This window comes from Erysipelatoclostridium sp. An173 (assembly GCF_002160495.1).
Taxonomy (GTDB): Bacteria; Bacillota_I; Bacilli_A; order Erysipelotrichales; family Coprobacillaceae; genus Thomasclavelia; species Thomasclavelia merdavium.
The window spans coordinates 18,590-35,891 of sequence record NZ_NFKR01000011.1 but is presented as its reverse complement, the minus strand read 5'-3'; the positions used below and the strand labels follow the sequence as shown (position 1 = coordinate 35,891).

Below are 17,302 nucleotides of genomic sequence, written 5' to 3'. Positions count from 1 at the left end.
GCAGTTATATAACTGTAACTTAATACCGCTTTTTTTTTGAAGAAACAGTATTAGACTTTTTTCTATTTGCTTTTTTGTTTGATGATGATGGCAGAGAATCAAAAACGCAGTCTAAAAGGCCGGTGATAAAGTTCATATCATTAGCTAAAACTTCAATACCATCTGTTTCGATAAACTTATCTGCATTGAATATGCTGTTGCAGTACTTGCCGTCGTTTATTTCCAGATAAGAACTTGCGGCAAGACACAGTATAAATTTTTTATCAGTGATAATCTTCAGATATTTCTGTGTTTTATTTTCTTTGTCTTTTACATCAAGTACCGTTAAAAGCGGCTGTTCAAATAATTCTTCAAAAATACCGCTCGATTCGTGAGTATAAGCAAAAAAGAGCTTGCGCTCTTTTCCTCTTATAACTTTTGGCTCACCGTTTTTCTTATCGATAACTATCTTTTCAGGAATAAAACTGTATTTAAATATCTTCATATTATCCTCCTGCTCCAGCAACTTCATCTGTAGGTAATAATACCTTAGTTTTAAAAGTATCGAACCATGTTTTATTTTCTTCTGTTCTGGTAATTCTAGCATAGCCTACCAGTTTCCCGTCAGTATCTTTTACAAAATCACTTCGTTTTGATTCATAGCTGATCACAAGATCAGCAGCTTCAATTTCATCTTCGACCGTACTTGTTTCTAAATTCGGCTCTTTAGCTGTAACGTCATAAACATAATGCAATGTTTGTGTTTCTTCACCGGTTACGGCATTCAGCTCATTTGTAGTAAAAAAGAAACAGTGCGGTTTTTTAGTACCAGTGTCAGTTAACATTCCATTTGTATTTGCTTTATATCCTAAACAGTTCGTATAATAACTTTCCGGAATATATGTAACAGTAGCCTCACATGTTCTTACTTTTTCACCGGTAATAATAGCAAACGTAGTATTATCTGCATGAATTTTTGTACTGTTTTCCTCAACTTCAATAGTACTTGATTTCATCCCTGGCATTAAAACTGGTGCAGAAAATTCAGGTGTTTCTTCACTGGTATCGATCAAAGCATAGCCGAAATTATCATTACCGTATATAATCTTTTTTTCCATACTATCCTCCTAACTTTTGATATTTATTTTTATTTTGTCTGCCCGTTTTGAAATGCTGTTTTTAACAGCATCTTCTGCAATAATGATGTGTTTTTTTCCTTTGACCCATCCTAAATTTTTACTAAGATGACCATTTTCTAAAAGATGAGGCAGTCTATAGTTTTCGTTGTAGACTATATAACCGCCTTTTACTTTTTTTGTTTTCCATCCTTTTGCATAATTGCCTTTTCTTTGCGGACTGTTTCTTTCAGCAGTTTCACGGGCATCTTCTGCAAGAGCTTTTAAAAAATCATCAAGATCCAGTTCGACATCAAAATCATGGACCGGCATTCCACTCATCCACCTTTAAATTAACAGTACATGTAGCAGTATATATATCATTTGCTCTTGCAAAACTAAAAACGGTATCAAAAACAGAAATTATGTATCTGCATAGATTCGTCCTTTTTAATACCGTTTTACTGTATACAGTTATTTCTATACGATTATAAATAAAAAAATTAGTGTTATCTGCCGGAATAGATGCATCCTCTATTCTTCTTACATAGATATAATCTTCATTTTTATTTTTAACCTCTTCAAAATAACATTTTGTATTTTCACTATTTTCTTCTAAAAGATCAAGCAGCTCTTTCTGTTTAACAAACCCAATCATACTATAAACTCCTCACAGTCGAGAATACATTTAAGTTTTCTTTGATTATCTTTTAAAACCTGCTTGATTTCATATCTTATTCCTTTGTAGTCAACATATCTAAGTTCACCTCTACATGAATTCAGATAGTTTCTACCAATCCTGAAATTTATTGATTTCATCATAGAACGGTTACGATCTTCATAATAACCGCTGCTCCACTGTCCCAGATCATCACATTTAACAGATATTCTGAACTCATCATTGACCGGATTTCCACTGTCATCATAATCTTCGATTACATATACCAGCTTGCATTCACTTTTCATCTGTAAATTCTGTCCTTAATGTTACTACAGAAGTTATATACAGTCTTTGTAAAATGTCGCTGTTAAAATCCATATCCATGAGTTTAGATGTTTCCAAAGCAAGGCAGATAGCGTAGTTGGTTGCCAACTCGCTATCTTTTTCTATTTCCGGTATCCCGGCTTTTTTTAAGGTATTTATGGCCCCGCTAAGCAGAATTTCTATTTTTGAATCATAAATATCAGTATCATCAATATCAAGCAGAATTTTTATTTTCTCAAGATAAAATGACTTGTTTTTCTGATCCATTAATTACACCATTTTAAGCTGCCGGTTTTTTAACAACACAGAAGTGAAGAATTTTTGTTGGACGTCCTCCGGCCATGATATCGGCGATATATCTTACTTGTCCATCTGGTGATTTTGTATATGGATCTCTTAATAAAGAACATGCAAATCCATTTGGGAAATTAGCACGATATCCTTTAAAATCACCGACTACCATAAATACTTCACCAGCTGCTGCACTATCAAAATCCTTGATCTTATTTGAGGTTTCAACACGCATTCCATTATAATAATAAACTGCTTTACCAGTCGTAGGGTCAATCATAGACGTAAAAATTGGCCGGTCATTTTTATCTTTCATGCCCATAATTGAATTGAACAATGTTTTTTTGTTCATAACAACAACAGGTTCAACATTGTCATCAAGTTCAGCCTGAGCAGAAAAACCAGTAGCTGGTCCTAATGTATCCGTTTCAAGTTCGGCTACGATGGTTTTATCTGCAACAGTTGTAATACCGTTTAACCCTTTTGTTGCTTTTGTCCCGGTTAGAACTTTTGTATCACATGCACCAAGAATTTTATCAACAAGCAATTCAGTTACATAATCAGCGAATGCATCGATTGCCATTACTTCCATTTCCTTAGTAATTGAGATCCATTTTACAATTGTTTCCGGCTGTAATGAAGCTTCACCTAATGTAATTTCAGATTCTTCTGGTGCATTACCGCCTTCAGTTCTTGTTTGTCCTTCTTCACCGGAATCTTTTTCATATGGTACAGACACCAAGCCAGGATATGTAGTAATGTTACATAAAGAAATAATAGAACCGCCATGTCTTACTGCATGTTCAATTGCACTTTCAAGCATAGTCGGTACTAAAACAGAACCTCCTTGAGAAGTTCCGCTGTCATTTGTAGAAATAAATCTTCTTACATAATCGCCACTATCCTGTCTTCTTACAGATTCAAACCATGCATTTCGATATTCACGGCTATCATAAATATTATCTACTTCATTTCCTTCCATATCATGAAATACATCCATACCTCGGTAATTTGGCTGTGGCTGTGGATCAGGTTCAAAGTTTTTTAAATCTCTTTTAAGATTTTCAATTTCACTAATAAGCTGTGCTCTTTGTTCAGGTGTAATATCCTTGCTTCTGGCTTCTGTTTCTTTCTGTTTGATCAGTTTTAAAATTTCTTCTTTATTCATATACATCCTCCATTATTTTATCTAGTTCTTTTATCTGTTTTCTGTATTCTTTTTCTTCAAAATGTTTTTTTACATCTTCATCAATAAATTTACTGCTTCTTGCAACTGCAATTTCTGTCTGCTCATAAGCTGCAAACGTAACCGCACTTACATCAAAAAAACGGCCAAATTCAACGATTTTACGACGATCCATTTCTTCATCGTTTGTTTCTGTCCACTGCGATTTAATTACATATGCACAGAATGACATCGTTGTTATTAAACCGGCTCTGATCATCTCATAGATATCTCGTCCAATTTGAGTATTAGCTAATTTTGCTCTAATCTTTAATCCTTTGTCATCGACAGTAAGCTCGAGAGAACCGTTTGATGTTCTAGCAGCAATCTTAGAATCATCGTGGTTTAGATTAAATACAACATCATCAAGTTTTGCTGTACTCATAGCTTCAGGGCTAATGCTTTCAATAAATCCCCATGGAGCTTGCCCGATTACCGTATCTTCATTGAAACGTATCGCATATCCTTCAACGATCATCTCCTGATTGTCATCACTTTCAACAGCTCGCATCTCAACATTGAACGAACGTCTAATCAGATCACTCATCTTTATTTCCCTCCTTTGTCGTAAAATTTAAATTGTCAAGCAGTTCGTCACCGCCTTCAAGCGGACCGAATTTAAATAACATCTTTCTCATTTCATTCTTAGTCGCATACATTGCACCTTTATATGCGCAGTCAATAGCTTTTGTAATCGATACATATTCAAATGGATTTCTTCTAAAATCAATTTTTTTACCTTGTGTTCGAGCAGTAGGTGTCAATGATTTATAATTTATTTCTTCAGTAAACTGCTCAGCAAAAGGAGCAATTATCTTGTTGAAATAAATTTCCATCTCATCTTCATTTGCAGTACCATTTACAACTTTTTCATTTATGCCTTTAAACGAATAAATCATCTTAGTCAAAGTATTCTGTTCATCAACACTTAACGTTCTGAATGGTGCTTTCATATCTATCCATTTTTCACCGGCATCTAATACAAGTACTCCGCCATTGGCCTTTTTGATACGTTCAGTTATTTCGTCCTGCTTGCTGTTTTTTTCATTTGTTCCCATAAGTGCCTGGTTAAGACCACCGACAGCCGATGACCCCACTTCTACGATTCCACGGATTTCACCGCTCTGCATCATTTCATTAAGAAGTACATTCAGCTGTGTATCATATAATCTTGTTAATGTATCTGTTGCATTATCATTGTTGCTTTTATCGCCTTGAAAAATCTGATTAGGATTCTGTCTTAAAAACAGCAGATCATCATAAACAAAAAGCTCTATTTTAGAGCTCGTTTTATTTCTTACTTTCAATAAGATTTTTCCATTGTCCAGCTGGTATCCATGACCGAATTCATAATTTGCCATGTCCAGCGGTGTATAATCAAATACATTTCCATTTACATCACGATTTATTACTGCAATGGCATTGCCGTATTTTGCATACTGATATGCCATTATAAATTTGAAATCATGAGCTGTTAGAAGCGGATTTGGTCTAAGTCCCAGCAACTGATTAAGACGATCTTTATTCAAATCATCATACTGCGGTTTGCCATCTTTATCTGTATACTCTCTGTAAGCATAAAAATCCAGTTTAGAGAATTCATTAGCAAATGCAGTATATGTGGTCTCGGTGATTGGACTATGCTTTGTTTGAATGAATTTTGTAGACCAGTCAGCCCAGCTTAATCTGTTGCCATTGCTGTCAACAAAATTAATTCCCCGCCTCACAAGATTCCAGGCAAATCTAACTCGATTTATTAAATTCATCACATCCTCCTTTCATAATCAATATTCAGTTCATCATCAACAATTGTTTCTTTTTCTAATACTGCAGAAAAACGATGATGATGGATGTCATGACATTTTTTATGTGCACATACTAAGTTATCAAGTCCAAATGCTATATGAGGATCCTGATAATTCTTTTCAGTTAATTCGATTAGATGATGTACATCTAATCTTCCCTTTATAAGTTTTCCGCAAAAATAACAGATTGCTTTATCACGTCTTATCACTGCTGGTCTTACTTCATTTTTCCAGAGCCGTGATTGATAAACTGCCTTTTTCCAATAGGGCATTGATTCTTGTTTCATTTGCACTCCACCATTGTTTTAAAAGTTCAAGATTTTGAACTCCGGTATATTTATTTGTAGTAAAAACGTTGTAAGCACTCTCGGCTGCTGCTTCAGCAATAACACCATCTTTTTTCTTAGCGTTTGGATTAACAAGCTTAAATCCTGTTGCTGTATCTTTTCTTTGTGCCTCGGCAAAATGCAGCTCTGTTAATTTGTTGTTATTGAAAACTTTATTCTGGGCCCTTATATCTTTCATCTTCTCTAATATCGGATTTGATAATGCCGACTTTTCCATCTGGAATTTTACACAGATATCACGCCCATCAACGCTTTTAACATTGCCATTAAAATAACTTTCTATCTTGCTGGCTTTGTTTGGATCAAGACCGAATTTACATATCTGTATATTTAAATTAAGTTCCAGATAAGCTAAAAAATAGATAACAAAATCTTCTGTTATCCCTGTCATATCCGGCTTTGCACCAGTTCCATATTTTTCGGTTATCCTGTTACATAAATCTTCGTTGATGATAACTACATCACCACGGTTGGCATACAGCTGATAACCGTATTTTTTCTTTTTTTTGTTGTAAAGAATATTTGAATCTTCCTTGCTTTTTAATTCAATCATATCTAAAAGTTTTGAATTCAGCGAACCGTTTATCATTTCCTGATAATCATAGTATTTAGGCAGAAAATAAATATCTTTAAAATACCGTTCTTCTGTAAACGGATTTACTATCAGCAATGAAAGACAGGTTAAATCGGCAGTCGGTGACCTCGTCCAGGCCATGTCCAGACCAACGAATATCGGTGCCCCTTTAAATATTTCTTCATTGTATGTTTTTGTTATACATTCGTTTTTAGTAAAAAAGCTGGATTCACCGTTTTGAGGAATATTAAAATTCTTTGTCAGAATTACAACTCTTTTGGATGCATCTTCTATCATTTCTTCTACTTTTTTTATAAGCATAGTTGTATCTACTGCAAAACCTAAAGAAGGATTTGATTTTTTATATACATCATATTTTTTAAGACGGTAAGCATCAAATACTTCATTTTCGCTATCCTGTTCAAAAACAGCAAAAAAGCTTCGATACTGTCTTTTTGCAGTTTCTTTAGTCAGTACTTTTGTAGCAAAATCATATCTGTTATCAAGATATCCTCCACGCACGGTTCCATGCGTAGAACTCTCAACAATGAGCATATCACTTCTTTTAGTAGACTTTCTTAAATTGTCCGCATAACTTGAATCCTTCATAACATGGATCTCATCTAATTCAATTACTGCTGGAATAATACCTTCCTGGTTATCCCCATCGCTGGATACTGCAACCAGCAGAGAATTTGTTTTCTCTACGCTTATTCTTGATTTACTGTCAACTATCCTTGCATATTTTTTTAAATTGCGGTTCTTCTTGATAATCTCCATGGTACAGTCAAAACATAGTCTTGCCTGCTGATGTGAATTAGCACCAATAAAAATGTTCGGTGCTTTAAACGCACTGCTGTATAAAATATATGCATTCAAAAAAGCTATCGTCGTGGTCTTTGCATTTCCTGATGCAATGACCAGCAGGACATCATTTACAACCCTTGAGTATTTGATCTTGGTTCCAATGTAATTTCCATCTGTATCATAGTCAGGTTCCTCGAATTCTCCATAAAAACAGAAAATAGAGTAATACCACCATTTCTGCCACAAAAGCAGTTTTACTTTTTGACCTGCATTTTCACCTTCTGTCAGGATACAGAATTTTTCAATCCAGTCTACACATTTTCTTCCTCTTTCTTCATCGAAATCATATATCTTCAGCATTTCTTCCTGTAATTCAACCTGCTGATGAATCTTTTGCGAATATTCATCAGGGAATTTTTTTGTTCTTTCGATAAACTCTAAAAACGGATTAGTTTGCAAATGGATTATCCTCCGAACTGTTTCCATTTAATCTTATAATGTCCAGTGTCTGTTCCAGTTCCTGGATAGTTTTATTCAAAGCAATGTTCATCTTGATATAATTTTCCAACTGCTTGATCTGCGGGATTGCAGATGTCCCGCCAGATGAATTTTCATAAGTTGTACAACCGTTTTCTTCAATATATAAATCAATTTCATTTTTAAATTTAGAAATCATCGTAACATTAAAGTTATAATCACTTTTGGCATTTAGAAGTCTTTCTTCAACGGTTTCAACTACATCAGTTGTAAGTTTTTTTGCTTTAAATTTAGGTTTGATAATACTTTTCTTACTGGAGGCTTTTATTTTACTGTTGCTTTTTATTCTTTTTGAAAAATGGTCGATAACATTCTTTTCAACTTCCGGGGTTATATTCTTTTTATCAAAACCCATTTTTTCAAAATATTTATAAATAGTTGGTCTTGTGGTCCCGGCTAATTTTGCTAATTTAGTTATCGTCAACTTTGTACCTCCTTTCCTGGACATTTACACATGTTCTGTAAACTTCTATACTAGATGTAAAGCCCTTTTTTTGATTTCAATTCTCAAAAGATTGCCCCCCATTCACCGTTTTCCCCATGGCACCTTGATTTTGAGCAAACCCGGGGGGATTTTTAAATGTAAAACTTTTTGAATAAAAAAATAAAATAATGTGTAAACTTTACAAAAAAAGACAAGAGAAACTATATTCAATACAGTTTCTCCTGCCTGCTGGATAAATTTCAAGGTTGTTTCGTCGTTCCTAACTTTTCGACAATATCATAATAACACATTTTTTCGTGAACATTGTTGCAACTTTACTTTTCTGCTAATATTTTTTTAATTTCTTTATTGATATTTCGATACAAAGTACTTCTATCTAAATGATATATTCTTGCTGTCCTTTCATGATTCATGCCTACGATATATATCTTTATCATTATTTCCTGTATTTCTAACGGCAACTTACTAAAATAATAATCAACTTCTAATATTCTTTGCTGATAGTAATCTCTACTAATTATCAGTTTTTCTTCATCAACAATAAGACTGTTAAGCTTTTGCAAACTGAATGGCCTTTTATTCTCTATAACATAATTCTTTGGTGCTAATGATTTAATACCGGTCATTTCGTTTCTGATGTTTTCTAGATCATTGTTGATGCCTATTATCTTGCGATTATAATAACCGCATGAAGTAACATCTCTTATAAACTGTTTGATGTCTGCGTTCGTGATTTCCATCTTCTAACTTTCTCCTTCAATTCTTTATAATTATCTGCGACATAGATATATGTATTAATATCAAGACCGCTTATTTTCTGTCTTTTAATCGCATAAAGTGCTGGTTGCTGACTTGTATGACTATCAAAACTATAATCTCTTGCATATTCGAAAGCTTCTAATATTCTTTCGAGTTCAGCAATTGGAATATTATCTAGTATCATATTCAGCCTCTAAAACGTCTGGCAAATAAATCTTACTTGTTGTAGCAAAACAGATAGTTCCTTTTTGCCATAGCGGTTTTAAGATATATCGATAGATAATCATTTGTGCTATATCATCTATATGATCAATAATATAATTACCTTTTGTAAAGTTATAACTAATTACTTCATCAATAATTAAAGGTTTATGAATATCAATATTAAATACTTTAGCACTATACATTATTTCATATCTTCTGTTTTCGTTAACGCAAATAATAATTGCATCATTTTTATTAGCTTTTTCAATCATATCTCTATCGCTCTTTCGAGCTTTATATAATTTATAATCATTAATCATAGTTACCCTCCTCTTAAATCTCTTTTATCACTAAGTTCATACATAATTTGATTCTGTTTATTATAACCGATTGGAATCCTTGCTTTAGCTCCGCTTCTGTTTTTTTCGATAATGATACTGTAATCATCATCTTCTTCTCTCCAGATGAACATTACTTTACTAGCACTTTGCTCGATCTCTCCACTATCTCTTAGCATTGCCAAGTTAGGCTTTGAATTAGACTTTGTAGCATCACGGTTTAATTGACATAAACCGATTATGGTACAGTTATTATCTAATGATATCTTTCTTAACTCTTTGGCTATTTCTGTCATTCTTTCATAACTTCCCTTAGCTCTTACACCTATTAGACCGATATGATCAACAAACACTATGAAATGCTTATCACTTTTATAGGTCATAATAAAACTTCTTAGTTTATCAAGAGTAATCGAATTATTAACAATATCTATCTTTCTGCTTGCAATAGAATCAATCGCATTGTTTACCTGCTCTAATTTAATTTGCGGTAGTGTTTCATACTGTTCTAATGTCTTAGCAGCAAATGTTGAATTAATAGATATCAATCTTTGATATAATTCCTCGCTTACCATTTCCAGGTTAAAATAAACACATGGATAATTTTTTGATAGATCATCCATAAGGTTTAATGCTAAAGCACTTTTACCAACTCCTGTACCTCCCGCAAGTATCACAAAATCATTTTCTTTTAGATTTAATTTCTTCTCTAAAATAGTAAATTTATCAAACTTGATGTTCTTTTTATGTTTTGAAATCGATTCAATTAGAATATCTTTACTCAATTTTGTTGATGATGAAGCTCCTAATACTGAATAATCATTGACCGTTTTATAATATTCATCTAAATCTATTTCACCGTCTTTTAAACGTTTTGATGTAGCGATAACAGCTTTCTTTTTAAATTCCCTTATTGCATAATCCTGATAATATTCAAAATATGCAGTTGTAGCAGTGCTGGATGCACATGCTACAACTAAATCCATATCTACATCTTTTTGAGCAATAATATCTTCTAAAATAATTGTTTTATTTTCATGATATGATTTTTTTACTGCATTAAATATAATTCTATGTTTTTTATCAAAAAATTGAGGTTTCAAAATCGTTATATCTAACAGCTCCGGTTTTGTAAGAAACATGCCAAGTAAATCGTCTTGATAATTATTCATATTTGCTCCAGTCTGCCACATTTAAATTGTGCGGCGTTGGTGGATAACTGTTATTAGCTATCCATTCATCAAGCTTTCTAAATACCTTCTTCTTGTCTTTCCCATTAAAAAAGCGATACCATGCATTGAATACTGTTTTCAAATCACGGCCATTTAAAAAATTCGGATATGTACCATCAATGATGCAGATTAATTCTTTAACATCTTCTTTATTCATTAAACCAGCTCCAATCCCTATTAGAATTTCTATTATTGTGTACATTTAAAACATCATTCCATCTTTCGCCATTTAACCATGTGCTGGCATGAGGTATAAATTTAGGATTTTGCCATTGTTCAGATCGTTTCTGGTCTACTAGTGCACTCAGCATCTTTTGAAACATAATTTCATCTGTGCATTTTTTTATAAAAGCATCTTTAGCTTTTTTCTTGTTAGTCTTTCTAGGGTATGCACTCCAGAATCTTTCAAATGCATCATTTTTGTCAAAATTCGCACTATTCGCACTATATATATTATCTATATTATTATCTATATTATTATCTATATTATTGGGTGACATTTTGTCACTACCCCCGTGACATTTTGTCACTGCCCCATGACATTTTGTCACCCCTAGTGACATTTTTGACATAGTAGAATACTCATTGAATTTTACACCATTAATCTCTTTCTCTTTTTTTGAAATCAGGCCATCTTCAACTAATGTATTTAAAATTCTAATTACTTGCCGTTTTGAGGTGCCACACCAGTCTGCAAGATATTGATAACTACCATTATATGTTTGACCCTCTACTTGTGAAAATCCATAGATAATAGCATATATTAAAAGACTGTTACCTTTTAGATTTAAATCATTGGCCATCCATCCTTGGACAGTTATAAAATTGTTATTATTAACCTTGGTTTCCATAATTACCTCCACATTTTTTTTAAAATCCTTATTCCAATGATCAATGACAATATAAACAAAATCAGCATCATCAGAAATAATATAAAAGCCATTTCTTTAGCTCCCATATTGTTGCGATTTCTCTCTTTTCTTTTTTTCTTGCTCAAAACGTTTAATAATTCTATCTTCTTTAAATTTAATCATTGACTCAACTTCACTGTTAGGGATTTGAAATATAACTTTAAGCTGACAAATCATAATTATGACATCTGCTATTTCCTCAATTAAATTATTAATTCGTTGATCATCATGTGGATAACGTAAACATTTATTTATTGCTACGATTAATTCAGCACATTCTTCCATTGCTTGATTACATTGAGCTTTTTTACCATAAAAATTAATAACTTTTTCCATTTCCATTTTGTGTCCTCCTAACTCTACTAAAAAATGTTACATAATCCCTAAGAGTGTAAATTTTTTCCAGAGAGATATAAATTTCTATAAACTCTAGATATATCAACACTTTTAGAGATTTTTATTATTTAAGATTTTCAAAAAAAGTTACCATGTCTTCTAAATACGTAAAATCACACTTTGAGGGTGCTTTTTGTAGGTGCTGTTTAAGCTTCTTCGATATCATCAAATCCAAATTCTGTATACCTATCAGGATCTATTTTTTTTAGAATTTCTTTAAATTCAGGTTCACTGAATTCTTCGATAAAAGGTTTAAGAGAATACTTATACTCATCACTTGGACATCCGTAGATAAAATAGTTATCTTTTTTAGTTTTATAAACATCTATATCAAACCAGCTATAAAAATTAACAGCTCCAAAACTTCCTGTTTTTCTTTTGCTTCGATAACTGTATATTTTTTCAGCTTTTTCAGTGTCATATAATAAATTACCTATTATTTTTTTCATTGTTTGCTAATCCTTTCTTTTATTCTAAATTTGCATTTTTTTGCATAACAATTTTCACAGCCTTTTTGACAATTTTTCATTTATTATCACTTAAACAAGACAGATAGCTATTATTAATAAAATATATATCAACGTACCTAAAACCGGATTAAACAATGACCATGAGCCAATAACTCCTAGGGCAGTAATAATAAATAATAATATCCCTAATATATTTGATTTTATTCTTTTCTTCATTGTTTGCTAACCTTCACTTTCTTCATTTTCTAATAATCCAGCTTTAATAAATTCTTCTTCTAGTAATTCGCTAATTTCATCTACATCTATTAATACTGGTGCTAATGGGTACTCTGTAGGTATCTCACAACATTTATACAACTTTGCTAATAATATGTAATATTGCTTCATTGTTTACTAATCTTCCTTTTGTACGGTTCAGGTAATGGCATCCATGCTAATCCAGTTAATTCAGTATTCGATTCCAAACCATAACAATCACCAAAATTAATAAACACATCTGACCATACCACTTCACCATCTGACACAAGTATTTCTTGTCCATCATTAGGAATTTCACAATCAAGAACATAATCCCATTGGTACATTTCTTTTTCTTCTTTTGTGGCTTCTCTTTTTTTAAAAAGTATCCATTCATTTACCTTATGAAGTTCTTCAAATTTATATAACTGGGAACTATTTACATAATTGACAACAAATTCTTGTAAAACACTTATGCAGTCAATTGTTTCAGTGTTTCCATTTTTAAATTGTACTTCATTTTTGATAGCTTCTAATCCAAAATCATTAAGTACCTTTTTGATACTATATAATGCATGTAATAATCTTTCTTCATTAGTCATCATCTTTTACTCTCCTATTCCATTTTTCAATTACTCTACTTACAGCAGTATCACCAACTCCTGTTGAATATTCTCCATCTCTTATAATAGGTGTTTGACAGTTGCAATTATAATTATTACATATAACACGTACTCCACCATTTACATAAAGTCTTGCTTGCCCTCCACAGAAAGGACATGGTTTAAGTTCAATCATTCTTCATCACTCCAATCTTTTCTTTGACCACAATCTGTGCAATAATCAAACTTAGCACCATATTTAAAACCATAAATTGCAGGCTCTTTACATCTAGGACAGACACATACATCAGGATCAATATATCCATTTTCATCATATATATCTTTTTGATCTTTATCTGCCCAATTTTTATTTAAGACTGGTTTCTTAGCTATTTCCTTATCAATTAGTTTTTCAATATAATTTACAATGCAATTAAATTCTGTTAATGATAATTTACCTTCCATTAACTTTTGATTTAATATTTTTTCAACAAATTTATCCATTGTGTACACTCCTTTTTTTAAATTTCAAACAAAATAAAGCTCTTATTCTACTTGCAAAAAAATATTTATGTTTTAATTTACAATGTGCATTATTACGACCACCAGTAACAATATTTCTATGCTGAAATCTTAATTCTTCGCAATGCTTACAATTTAAGCAATGTCTATACATCATTTTCACCTTCTTTTTTAAATTCTTCTTGGTATTTTTTAATTTCTATTGCTTGTTTGACAATTTCAGAAATTTTGTAACAATAATCAACTACCCATTTATTTTCATGTTGAAAATTATGTGGATACCCTAATTCAATTAATTGTTTAACGATATGGTAACTTGCTATCGCTTCTTTTACCGTCACTTCCTTTTCTTCAACTGGCAAACATTCCCCAAAAATAGAACTCCTAACTGATTGAAAACAATCTATGTAATAAATAGCATATTCACAGTTTTCTTTATCTCTTTTACTTCTCCAATATCTTATACAATTATCTAAATATGTTTTAATATCTTCTAAATTATCCATGTTCTTCTCCTGCTAATGATTTTGTGCATAATTTTTAACCACGTTTGTCCATTGATTAAACTTTTTATTTCTATGTTTTCCTTGACAGAAAAGGATTGAAGATTTTAATTCATCTTTTGATAAACCATAGTCTATAACTTTATTGCTTCCTCTTTGAACTAATACATAGCACTTAGGCATATCTTCAAAAAAATGCTGCTCTTATACAAGTTCTTAAACTACTTGCTTTTTGAGGTTCAAAATCTTTCTTTTTAGCTCTTCTTATATACGGTTTTAAATATGCTCTATTCTTTTTCATCTTCAAAATATGTATCTCCTATTTTTATAAAATTTTTAGCATGTTCAATTTTATGAGTGTGATTACAATAAAGACCACTACCACATTCTTTACATGCTCGATGATCACATAAATATACTATTTTGTCCTTTTCAATATTTTTTTTATTTTTAGGAATAAATATTGAACAAGATTTAGAGTTATTAAAAACTTCATCTTTCACTTCCTTTGTTAAATCATCTATATTTTCTTTTAAATACTCTGTAACTTTTATATAACCTTCATCATTAGTTTTTACATCGAATCCTCTAAACTTTGTTCTAACCGGATATACATTTATTGTTTTTCCTTTTTCAATTTCAACAGCAATAGCCCAACCAAATAAATGTAATATTGTATTCACAAACCACAATAAACCACTATCTCTAAATTCTTTCCATGTTTTCTTTTCGATCATGTTTTCCGCTCCTTTTTTTCTTAATCTCATAACGGTCTCCTTTTTTCTTAACAAAAACTGATGTACCGTTTGTAAACTTAAATACTGCTCCATTGTTTTTCAGTTTAAGATACATTCCTGTATTACACATCTTCATCATCCTTTCTATCACACAAATCAATAAGAACAACCACTACTAAAACTTCTATTAATATTGTTACTGCGATTCCTAATATAAACTGGCTCATTTATGTACACCTCCTAAATATACCGCTTCTCTATCATTTTCAGCATCTTCTTTTCCCCAACAAATGTATAATAAAGTGACGTTCGGCTCATCGTGGTTATACATCTTCATTAGCGTTAGCAGGTTACCACCATTTTTATAATATTGATAACCAAATGTCTTTCGCAGACTATGCATTCCAAACACAAAATCTATACCTATTTCTTTAGCATTTTGACTTACTATTTTATGAGCTCTCTGTCGAGTGATCGGATAGACGTATTTTTTGCCGTTTTGAATCTTTTTTTGTCCCATAAACAGATAATCGTAATCTGTTAATTTGTTACGTTTAATATAATCTAAAACATCTTTATGCAGCTTCTTGTTCATTCTAAAATTCTGCATTTTTGATGTTTTATTTTCTTTGATATGAACGTAACCTTTTTTTACATCGATAACTCTTAATTGCAGTAAATCCTCTGCTCTAAAAGCTGTATTAAATCCCAGCATACATAACATCCAGTTTCTGTCTGCCTGGTATCGCTTTACTGGAGTTTTTGCTCTATCCCTTTTTCTCAAAAGATTAAACATAAACTCATTCAATTGACGTGGATCTTTAATCGGCAGGGTTTCATGTTGTCCACCAAAACGCTTAATTCTTCTTGCCAAGCTATCACCTCTTTTATTTTTTGTGTTATAATGTCGAAAAGGAGGAAAAAATATGGATAAAACAAGTAAAAAATTATTAGACTATATTAAACAATTACCTAATCAGAAATTACCTTACACTAATCCAGACATAGCTAAAGCTGCTAACGAATTGAATATTAAATCAGATGATGTCATATCATGTATAAAGTATCTAACCGAAAAAAATTATTTAAGAAAATCTAGATATTCACCTGGCGTTGTATGTTTTGGCTTATCACATACCAGCAAACACCAAAAGGAATTCAATAGAATTAATAAAATCAATTACTTCAAAGACAACTGGATAGGACTTTTAGCTCTTATCATTTCTATCATTTCTCTAATCATTTCTTTATATTAATCAGAAAATCTCTAACATTTTTAGTATATATACCAACCAAAGTAATATTTATCCTTATGCACAGTCACTGAAACAATTCTTTTTTTGTTTTTGAATGTTTTGTTAAACAGTCTTATTCCCTTTTTACCAGCATCTTTTTTATTATCTGCATAAACAACAAGTGGTAAAACAAAGCTTTCTGCTTCGACAAATACTGTAAATTTATACATGATTATCTTTCTTCAAACCATTTAAGCCGATATAGAGGATTTTTCACTTTATTATTGCAGTAATCACAGACAGACTGACGATTGATATGCAAATCTTTAGCAGCTTCTCGTGTGCCTTTATAAATCTTCTTATTATCAAAACAATAAATAAGTTTCCGTTTAGATGTCCTGCCACCATATAAGGTCCCTAACATCGTACGTGGCATCGCTTTAAGGTTAATAGCACTATTATCACTAAGAACTTTATTTCTATGCACTACAACATGATCATCAGGTATTTCACCATTGAAAAGTTTGTAAATAATAGGTGCAAAAGTCTTTTCTTTACCATAAATTTTAATTACATATCTCCATGAGCCTTTTTTGGGAACAACCTTATAAGGACGCAACAACCTTTCATTACCACATTTATATTTTCTTTTTGCACGTCCAAAATTTGAAAAATAATAACCGGTATCCTCATATTGCTTCCAAATCTCACCTTTAAGATTTTCAATTTTTTTAACAGACATCAAAATCTATCAACTCCTTGTTTAGCTTCTTTGTTCCCTCAAGGCAGTGCACCATATGACATACTTTTTTAACGAAAGGGGTAAAATTTTCAAATCATTCAAACAAGAAATGCCAGTTCTTGTTAAAGAAATAATTGTTTCAATTATAGTTAGTCTGATTTTAAAACTCTTAGGCATGCAGTAAGCATGCCTTTTAGATGCACTGCCTTGAGGGAACAAATCCTAATATTTCTTTATAGTATTTTTTCTATAATTCCTGCTACTGTAAAAGTAGCTAGGATTAATATAACTGTTATTGTTAAAG

31 protein-coding genes are annotated in these 17,302 nt (G+C 31.7%); 1 reads left to right on the top strand and 30 read right to left on the bottom strand.

Features of this window, described 5'->3' with window-relative positions; genetic code table 11:
- Positions 1-19: 19 nt before the first annotated feature.
- The 28 genes from B5F09_RS06680 to B5F09_RS06550 form a co-directional block, all read right to left on the bottom strand.
- Positions 20-484, bottom strand: coding sequence for a hypothetical protein (locus B5F09_RS06680; protein WP_087372949.1), 465 nt, complete (start codon positions 482-484; stop codon positions 20-22).
- A 1-nt stretch (position 485) separates the two neighbouring features.
- Positions 486-1,097, bottom strand: a complete 612-nt coding sequence (locus tag B5F09_RS06675; protein WP_087372947.1) for a major tail protein — start codon at positions 1,095-1,097, stop codon at positions 486-488.
- 9 nt (positions 1,098-1,106) lie between these two features.
- A complete protein-coding gene (locus tag B5F09_RS06670) occupies positions 1,107-1,427 on the bottom strand; it encodes a hypothetical protein (protein WP_087372944.1) in 321 nt (106 codons plus the stop codon).
- Complete coding sequence (locus B5F09_RS06665) at positions 1,414-1,752, bottom strand: hypothetical protein (protein WP_087372941.1); 339 nt, start codon at positions 1,750-1,752, stop codon at positions 1,414-1,416. The genes B5F09_RS06670 and B5F09_RS06665 overlap by 14 nt, the downstream gene beginning before the upstream one ends.
- Positions 1,749-2,060: a hypothetical protein gene (locus tag B5F09_RS06660; RefSeq protein WP_087372938.1), complete on the bottom strand. Its 312-nt coding sequence runs from the start codon at positions 2,058-2,060 to the stop codon at positions 1,749-1,751. The genes B5F09_RS06665 and B5F09_RS06660 overlap by 4 nt, the downstream gene beginning before the upstream one ends.
- Positions 2,050-2,346 carry a hypothetical protein gene (locus B5F09_RS06655; RefSeq protein WP_087372934.1) on the bottom strand — a complete coding sequence of 99 codons (297 nt, stop codon included), beginning with the start codon at positions 2,344-2,346 and terminating at the stop codon, positions 2,050-2,052. Before B5F09_RS06655 ends, B5F09_RS06660 begins: the two co-directional genes overlap by 11 nt.
- A 13-nt stretch (positions 2,347-2,359) precedes the next feature.
- A complete protein-coding gene (locus B5F09_RS06650) occupies positions 2,360-3,538 on the bottom strand; it encodes a phage major capsid protein (RefSeq protein ID WP_158095818.1) in 1,179 nt (392 codons plus the stop codon).
- Positions 3,531-4,142 carry an HK97 family phage prohead protease gene (locus B5F09_RS06645; RefSeq protein ID WP_087372927.1) on the bottom strand — a complete coding sequence of 204 codons (612 nt, stop codon included), beginning with the start codon at positions 4,140-4,142 and terminating at the stop codon, positions 3,531-3,533. The genes B5F09_RS06650 and B5F09_RS06645 overlap by 8 nt, the downstream gene beginning before the upstream one ends.
- Positions 4,135-5,322, bottom strand: a complete 1,188-nt coding sequence (locus tag B5F09_RS06640; RefSeq protein WP_158095817.1) for a phage portal protein — start codon at positions 5,320-5,322, stop codon at positions 4,135-4,137. The genes B5F09_RS06645 and B5F09_RS06640 overlap by 8 nt, the downstream gene beginning before the upstream one ends.
- 38 nt (positions 5,323-5,360) lie before the next feature.
- Complete coding sequence (locus tag B5F09_RS06635; RefSeq protein ID WP_087372922.1) at positions 5,361-5,687, bottom strand: HNH endonuclease; 327 nt, start codon at positions 5,685-5,687, stop codon at positions 5,361-5,363.
- Positions 5,623-7,587, bottom strand: a complete 1,965-nt coding sequence (locus B5F09_RS06630) for a terminase large subunit domain-containing protein (RefSeq protein ID WP_158095816.1) — start codon at positions 7,585-7,587, stop codon at positions 5,623-5,625. The genes B5F09_RS06635 and B5F09_RS06630 overlap by 65 nt, the downstream gene beginning before the upstream one ends.
- Positions 7,577-8,089, bottom strand: coding sequence for a TetR/AcrR family transcriptional regulator (locus B5F09_RS06625; RefSeq protein ID WP_087372916.1), 513 nt, complete (start codon positions 8,087-8,089; stop codon positions 7,577-7,579). Before B5F09_RS06625 ends, B5F09_RS06630 begins: the two co-directional genes overlap by 11 nt.
- A gap of 335 nt (positions 8,090-8,424) precedes the next feature.
- Positions 8,425-8,850, bottom strand: coding sequence for a hypothetical protein (locus B5F09_RS06620; RefSeq protein ID WP_087372913.1), 426 nt, complete (start codon positions 8,848-8,850; stop codon positions 8,425-8,427).
- Positions 8,814-9,053: a hypothetical protein gene (locus B5F09_RS06615; RefSeq protein ID WP_087372911.1), complete on the bottom strand. Its 240-nt coding sequence runs from the start codon at positions 9,051-9,053 to the stop codon at positions 8,814-8,816. The genes B5F09_RS06620 and B5F09_RS06615 overlap by 37 nt, the downstream gene beginning before the upstream one ends.
- Positions 9,040-9,393 carry a hypothetical protein gene (locus tag B5F09_RS06610; protein ID WP_087372908.1) on the bottom strand — a complete coding sequence of 118 codons (354 nt, stop codon included), beginning with the start codon at positions 9,391-9,393 and terminating at the stop codon, positions 9,040-9,042. Before B5F09_RS06610 ends, B5F09_RS06615 begins: the two co-directional genes overlap by 14 nt.
- 2 nt (positions 9,394-9,395) lie before the next feature.
- The gene (locus tag B5F09_RS06605) at positions 9,396-10,583 is read right to left on the bottom strand and encodes a DnaB-like helicase C-terminal domain-containing protein (protein ID WP_158095815.1); all 1,188 of its coding nucleotides are present in this window, start codon (positions 10,581-10,583) and stop codon (positions 9,396-9,398) included.
- Entirely contained in the window at positions 10,576-10,800 is a 225-nt protein-coding gene (locus tag B5F09_RS06600; protein WP_158095814.1) for a replicative helicase loader/inhibitor, read from the bottom strand. The genes B5F09_RS06605 and B5F09_RS06600 overlap by 8 nt, the downstream gene beginning before the upstream one ends.
- Positions 10,793-11,494, bottom strand: a complete 702-nt coding sequence (locus B5F09_RS06595) for a helix-turn-helix domain-containing protein (RefSeq protein ID WP_087372898.1) — start codon at positions 11,492-11,494, stop codon at positions 10,793-10,795. Before B5F09_RS06595 ends, B5F09_RS06600 begins: the two co-directional genes overlap by 8 nt.
- 96 nt (positions 11,495-11,590) lie before the next feature.
- Complete coding sequence (locus B5F09_RS06590; RefSeq protein ID WP_087372895.1) at positions 11,591-11,896, bottom strand: MazG nucleotide pyrophosphohydrolase domain-containing protein; 306 nt, start codon at positions 11,894-11,896, stop codon at positions 11,591-11,593.
- Positions 11,897-12,096: 200 nt separating this feature from the next.
- Positions 12,097-12,399 (bottom strand): hypothetical protein, encoded by a 303-nt coding sequence (locus B5F09_RS06585; RefSeq protein ID WP_087372892.1) that lies wholly within the window; start codon positions 12,397-12,399, stop codon positions 12,097-12,099.
- Positions 12,400-12,642: 243 nt separating this feature from the next.
- The gene (locus B5F09_RS14845) at positions 12,643-12,807 is read right to left on the bottom strand and encodes a hypothetical protein (protein ID WP_158095813.1); all 165 of its coding nucleotides are present in this window, start codon (positions 12,805-12,807) and stop codon (positions 12,643-12,645) included.
- On the bottom strand, positions 12,804-13,262 hold the full coding sequence (locus tag B5F09_RS06580; RefSeq protein WP_087372888.1) for a hypothetical protein: 459 nt from the start codon (positions 13,260-13,262) through the stop codon (positions 12,804-12,806). The genes B5F09_RS14845 and B5F09_RS06580 overlap by 4 nt, the downstream gene beginning before the upstream one ends.
- Positions 13,252-13,455, bottom strand: a complete 204-nt coding sequence (locus tag B5F09_RS06575) for a Lar family restriction alleviation protein (protein WP_087372884.1) — start codon at positions 13,453-13,455, stop codon at positions 13,252-13,254. The genes B5F09_RS06580 and B5F09_RS06575 overlap by 11 nt, the downstream gene beginning before the upstream one ends.
- On the bottom strand, positions 13,452-13,763 hold the full coding sequence (locus B5F09_RS06570) for a hypothetical protein (protein WP_087372881.1): 312 nt from the start codon (positions 13,761-13,763) through the stop codon (positions 13,452-13,454). Before B5F09_RS06570 ends, B5F09_RS06575 begins: the two co-directional genes overlap by 4 nt.
- A 164-nt stretch (positions 13,764-13,927) precedes the next feature.
- Positions 13,928-14,287: a hypothetical protein gene (locus B5F09_RS06560; RefSeq protein ID WP_087372875.1), complete on the bottom strand. Its 360-nt coding sequence runs from the start codon at positions 14,285-14,287 to the stop codon at positions 13,928-13,930.
- A gap of 284 nt (positions 14,288-14,571) precedes the next feature.
- On the bottom strand, positions 14,572-15,021 hold the full coding sequence (locus tag B5F09_RS15005; RefSeq protein WP_204215245.1) for a hypothetical protein: 450 nt from the start codon (positions 15,019-15,021) through the stop codon (positions 14,572-14,574).
- Entirely contained in the window at positions 14,990-15,151 is a 162-nt protein-coding gene (locus tag B5F09_RS14840; protein ID WP_158095812.1) for a hypothetical protein, read from the bottom strand. The genes B5F09_RS15005 and B5F09_RS14840 overlap by 32 nt, the downstream gene beginning before the upstream one ends.
- A gap of 93 nt (positions 15,152-15,244) precedes the next feature.
- Entirely contained in the window at positions 15,245-15,895 is a 651-nt protein-coding gene (locus B5F09_RS06550) for a tyrosine-type recombinase/integrase (RefSeq protein ID WP_239404273.1), read from the bottom strand.
- A 52-nt stretch (positions 15,896-15,947) separates the two neighbouring features.
- On the opposite strand from B5F09_RS06550, the gene B5F09_RS06545 reads away from it, so the two are divergent.
- A complete protein-coding gene (locus B5F09_RS06545; protein WP_087372870.1) occupies positions 15,948-16,277 on the top strand; it encodes a hypothetical protein in 330 nt (109 codons plus the stop codon).
- Positions 16,278-16,297: 20 nt separating this feature from the next.
- Here the strand turns inward: B5F09_RS06545 and B5F09_RS06540 are convergent, their stop codons facing one another.
- Both B5F09_RS06540 and B5F09_RS06535 read right to left on the bottom strand, forming a co-directional pair.
- Positions 16,298-16,486: a hypothetical protein gene (locus B5F09_RS06540; RefSeq protein WP_087372868.1), complete on the bottom strand. Its 189-nt coding sequence runs from the start codon at positions 16,484-16,486 to the stop codon at positions 16,298-16,300.
- 2 nt (positions 16,487-16,488) lie between these two features.
- Positions 16,489-16,998 carry an HNH endonuclease gene (locus B5F09_RS06535; protein WP_087372865.1) on the bottom strand — a complete coding sequence of 170 codons (510 nt, stop codon included), beginning with the start codon at positions 16,996-16,998 and terminating at the stop codon, positions 16,489-16,491.
- Positions 16,999-17,302: the final 304 nt, after the last annotated feature.

Bases quoted from the DNA above. Each gene is read 5' to 3' on its own strand.
- B5F09_RS06680 (WP_087372949.1), bottom strand. From the start codon at position 484: ATGAAGATATTTAAATACAGTTTTATTCCTGAAAAGATAGTTATCGAT.
- B5F09_RS06675 (WP_087372947.1), bottom strand. From the start codon at position 1,097: ATGGAAAAAAAGATTATATACGGTAATGATAATTTCGGCTATGCTTTG.
- B5F09_RS06670 (WP_087372944.1), bottom strand. From the start codon at position 1,427: ATGCCGGTCCATGATTTTGATGTCGAACTGGATCTTGATGATTTTTTA.
- B5F09_RS06665 (WP_087372941.1), bottom strand. From the start codon at position 1,752: ATGATTGGGTTTGTTAAACAGAAAGAGCTGCTTGATCTTTTAGAAGAA.
- B5F09_RS06660 (WP_087372938.1), bottom strand. From the start codon at position 2,060: ATGAAAAGTGAATGCAAGCTGGTATATGTAATCGAAGATTATGATGAC.
- B5F09_RS06655 (WP_087372934.1), bottom strand. From the start codon at position 2,346: ATGGATCAGAAAAACAAGTCATTTTATCTTGAGAAAATAAAAATTCTG.
- B5F09_RS06650 (WP_158095818.1), bottom strand. From the start codon at position 3,538: ATGAATAAAGAAGAAATTTTAAAACTGATCAAACAGAAAGAAACAGAA.
- B5F09_RS06645 (WP_087372927.1), bottom strand. From the start codon at position 4,142: ATGAGTGATCTGATTAGACGTTCGTTCAATGTTGAGATGCGAGCTGTT.
- B5F09_RS06635 (WP_087372922.1), bottom strand. From the start codon at position 5,687: ATGAAACAAGAATCAATGCCCTATTGGAAAAAGGCAGTTTATCAATCA.
- B5F09_RS06620 (WP_087372913.1), bottom strand. From the start codon at position 8,850: ATGGAAATCACGAACGCAGACATCAAACAGTTTATAAGAGATGTTACT.
- B5F09_RS06615 (WP_087372911.1), bottom strand. From the start codon at position 9,053: ATGATACTAGATAATATTCCAATTGCTGAACTCGAAAGAATATTAGAA.
- B5F09_RS06610 (WP_087372908.1), bottom strand. From the start codon at position 9,393: ATGATTAATGATTATAAATTATATAAAGCTCGAAAGAGCGATAGAGAT.
- B5F09_RS06605 (WP_158095815.1), bottom strand. From the start codon at position 10,583: ATGAATAATTATCAAGACGATTTACTTGGCATGTTTCTTACAAAACCG.
- B5F09_RS06600 (WP_158095814.1), bottom strand. From the start codon at position 10,800: ATGAATAAAGAAGATGTTAAAGAATTAATCTGCATCATTGATGGTACA.
- B5F09_RS06595 (WP_087372898.1), bottom strand. From the start codon at position 11,494: ATGGAAACCAAGGTTAATAATAACAATTTTATAACTGTCCAAGGATGG.
- B5F09_RS06590 (WP_087372895.1), bottom strand. From the start codon at position 11,896: ATGGAAATGGAAAAAGTTATTAATTTTTATGGTAAAAAAGCTCAATGT.
- B5F09_RS06585 (WP_087372892.1), bottom strand. From the start codon at position 12,399: ATGAAAAAAATAATAGGTAATTTATTATATGACACTGAAAAAGCTGAA.
- B5F09_RS14845 (WP_158095813.1), bottom strand. From the start codon at position 12,807: ATGAAGCAATATTACATATTATTAGCAAAGTTGTATAAATGTTGTGAG.
- B5F09_RS06580 (WP_087372888.1), bottom strand. From the start codon at position 13,262: ATGATGACTAATGAAGAAAGATTATTACATGCATTATATAGTATCAAA.
- B5F09_RS06575 (WP_087372884.1), bottom strand. From the start codon at position 13,455: ATGATTGAACTTAAACCATGTCCTTTCTGTGGAGGGCAAGCAAGACTT.
- B5F09_RS06570 (WP_087372881.1), bottom strand. From the start codon at position 13,763: ATGGATAAATTTGTTGAAAAAATATTAAATCAAAAGTTAATGGAAGGT.
- B5F09_RS06560 (WP_087372875.1), bottom strand. From the start codon at position 14,287: ATGGATAATTTAGAAGATATTAAAACATATTTAGATAATTGTATAAGA.
- B5F09_RS15005 (WP_204215245.1), bottom strand. From the start codon at position 15,021: ATGATCGAAAAGAAAACATGGAAAGAATTTAGAGATAGTGGTTTATTG.
- B5F09_RS14840 (WP_158095812.1), bottom strand. From the start codon at position 15,151: ATGTGTAATACAGGAATGTATCTTAAACTGAAAAACAATGGAGCAGTA.
- B5F09_RS06545 (WP_087372870.1), top strand. From the start codon at position 15,948: ATGGATAAAACAAGTAAAAAATTATTAGACTATATTAAACAATTACCT.
- B5F09_RS06540 (WP_087372868.1), bottom strand. From the start codon at position 16,486: ATGTATAAATTTACAGTATTTGTCGAAGCAGAAAGCTTTGTTTTACCA.
- B5F09_RS06535 (WP_087372865.1), bottom strand. From the start codon at position 16,998: ATGTCTGTTAAAAAAATTGAAAATCTTAAAGGTGAGATTTGGAAGCAA.